This window comes from Algoriphagus sp. (assembly GCF_024642405.1).
In the GTDB taxonomy this organism is placed as follows: Bacteria; Bacteroidota; Bacteroidia; order Cytophagales; family Cyclobacteriaceae; genus Algoriphagus.
Window position 1 is genome coordinate 7,188 of the sequence record NZ_JAHEBC010000140.1, and the last position, 2,399, is coordinate 9,586.

Here is a 2,399-nt window from a genome sequence, read left to right on the forward strand (position 1 = left end):
TACTGTTTCCTGCGACTGCCTACTGAAAACTGCCTTCTGGATTCTCCTGGCAGAGTTCCACCAATACTCCATTCGTGGTTCTGGGATGCAAAAATACCACTAATTTATTGTCTGCACCTAGTTTTGGGCTTTCATTCAAAATCTCGAAGCCTTCCGCCTTCAACCTGTCTACTTCAGCATGAATATCTTCCACATCAAACGCTATATGATGCACTCCCTCTGACTTTCGGTCAATAAACTTAGCGATCGGACTATCCTCCCTGGTTGCCTGGAGTAATTCCACTTTGGTTTCTCCTACCAGGAAAAAAGATGTTTCTACGCCTTCTCCCTCCACAACTTCCTTCTTGAAATGCTCTTTCCCTAGTAATCGAGCAAAAAGAGAATTAGATTTTTCCAAATCTCTAACCGCAATCCCAATATGTTCGATCTTCCTCATTTTTAAATTTCTTATATTTGCAACTGAATTATTTAGAAGTAATTGATGTTTGCATCTTTACTTAACTAATGAAGATAAAGTAAAAGTACAAAGATATGATAATCGTTTCTGACAAAGCCAAAGAGCGAATTTTAGAACTCAAAAGAGAAGAAAATCGCAAAGAGGAAGAAAACATCCGTGTATCGGTTAAAGGTGGAGGTTGTTCAGGGTTAATGTATGATCTTGGTTTTGATGCCAATACAGTTGAAACAGACCATGTTTTCGAAGATAAAGGTGTTAAAATCATCGTAGATAGAAAAAGTTTGCTTTACCTAGCAGGTACTACGCTGGAATTTTCAGATGGATTAAATGGAAAAGGTTTTCAGTTTGTTAATCCAAATGCATCCAGAACTTGCGGATGTGGTGAAAGCTTCTCCATTTAAGGAGCATTTAACGAACTCAAATAAAGACAGCCCAAATCAGCTGTCTTTTTTTATGAATAATTTAAGAACCAAGAGCACAGAGTTTTGAAAATGTGGATTGAATCAAGAATCTTAACTTTTTGCTCCAGCATAGTTATGGCAAAAAGCTTAGGTCGTTTTATTAAACTACATGGATAAACCACATGGATTAGAGTGGAAACAAGCATTTCAGCATTTAATGTTGCTTTTTTAAATACATACGTCTTCCCGAATAAGTTAATCTCGCTCTTAGCTAAACATTTTAAAAATATAAAAGCCTCAAGTGATACTGATGTGAATTTGGCTTTAAAAAATTGTGACAAATTGTAGTTGGAAATACTATGAAATTGTCTTTAGCTTGCAGGCACAGAAAAATTGATGGTGCAACAGGAGCACAGTTTCTTCAAACTCTAAGAGGTTATATTGTGAATCCAGTTATGATTTAGTGTAACTGAGATTTTCAATCTAACTAGTCCTGAATAGACGCTTCAGTTTTTAAGTATAAATTAAGCCTGCTTTATAATTATAGAGCATTTTTTTTATATTTTTATTACTTAAACTGTAAAATGAGTAAAAACATAATTATTACGGGGACGAGTAGAGGGATAGGTCTTGAAATGGTAAAGATTTTTGCTGAGAAAGGGTATCAAGTTTTAGCGCTTTCGCGAAATGAAAAACCAGTTCAAGAATTGAAAATACAAAATGTAACAGCTTTTTCATTTGATCTAAGTGATGATTCAGCATATAAAAAAGTGGTGGATTTTATTGATAGTGATTGGGAACATGTTGATGTCTTAATAAACAATGCAGGAGCACTTTTAAATAAACCATTTTCAGAAACGTCAATTGAAGATTTTCAATCTATATATAAAACCAATGTTTTTGGAGTTGCCGAATTAACTCGAATTGTTTTGCCTTTTATGAGCAATGATAGCCACGTAGTAACTATTGGTTCTATGGGAGGTGTTCAAGGGAGTATGAAATTCCCGGGTTTAGCAGCATATAGCTCAAGTAAAGCAGCTGTTGTGACTTTAACAGAATTACTTGCAGAAGAATACAAAAACCATGGTATTTCATTTAATGTATTAGCATTAGGAGCGGTACAAACTGAAATGTTAGAGGAAGCCTTTCCTGGATATAAAGCACCAATAAATTCAATAGAAATGGCTCAATATATCGTTGATTTTTCATTAAATGGTAATAAATACTATAATGGTAAATTATTACAGGTTTCTAATTCAACACCATAACTAATTAAAGTTTAATTATGTTTTAATGCATAACAATCTTGAAAGTTATATTCCATCATCTGCTCTACCTTTAATTCTAAAACTTTTGGAGCATGAGCATTTAATTGTCAAGATTAAAAATGAATTTAAAACAAGACTTAGCACTGGAAACGAATTCCATTGACCAGCTAATAAATTCAACCTTCGTCAATCACTTTTATTTGAAGGAATTCTCCTATTTAACCTTCAATTCTTACCTTTGCCCACGTCAAAAAAACAATCCCAAATTCATGG

The 2,399-nt window shown here is 33.9% G+C and carries 4 protein-coding genes; 3 read left to right on the plus strand and 1 reads right to left on the minus strand.

The genetic code is table 11. The features are described from left to right. Positions 1–19 precede the first annotated feature (19 nt). On the minus strand, positions 20–436 hold the full coding sequence (gene mce, locus Q0L68_RS11680) for a methylmalonyl-CoA epimerase (protein ID WP_296703216.1): 417 nt from the start codon (positions 434–436) through the stop codon (positions 20–22). 95 nt (positions 437–531) lie between these two features. Between mce and Q0L68_RS11685 the strand changes: the two genes are divergently transcribed. The 3 genes from Q0L68_RS11685 to Q0L68_RS11695 all read left to right on the plus strand — a co-directional run bounded on the left by Q0L68_RS11685 (position 532) and on the right by Q0L68_RS11695 (position 2,126). Further along, positions 532–858, plus strand: coding sequence for an iron-sulfur cluster assembly accessory protein (locus Q0L68_RS11685; protein ID WP_296703218.1), 327 nt, complete (start codon positions 532–534; stop codon positions 856–858). 341 nt (positions 859–1,199) lie between these two features. Further along, positions 1,200–1,322, plus strand: a complete 123-nt coding sequence (locus Q0L68_RS11690; RefSeq protein ID WP_296703226.1) for a 2-oxo acid dehydrogenase subunit E2 — start codon at positions 1,200–1,202, stop codon at positions 1,320–1,322. Between the two features lie 120 nt (positions 1,323–1,442). Continuing rightward, the gene (locus Q0L68_RS11695; protein ID WP_296703220.1) at positions 1,443–2,126 is read left to right on the plus strand and encodes an SDR family oxidoreductase; all 684 of its coding nucleotides are present in this window, start codon (positions 1,443–1,445) and stop codon (positions 2,124–2,126) included. Positions 2,127–2,399: the final 273 nt, after the last annotated feature.

Excerpts from the sequence above, each read along its gene's own strand:
- mce (WP_296703216.1), bottom strand. The coding sequence starts at position 436 with ATGAGGAAGATCGAACATATTGGGATTGCGGTTAGAGATTTGGAAAAA.
- Q0L68_RS11685 (WP_296703218.1), top strand. The coding sequence starts at position 532 with ATGATAATCGTTTCTGACAAAGCCAAAGAGCGAATTTTAGAACTCAAA.
- Q0L68_RS11695 (WP_296703220.1), top strand. The coding sequence starts at position 1,443 with ATGAGTAAAAACATAATTATTACGGGGACGAGTAGAGGGATAGGTCTT.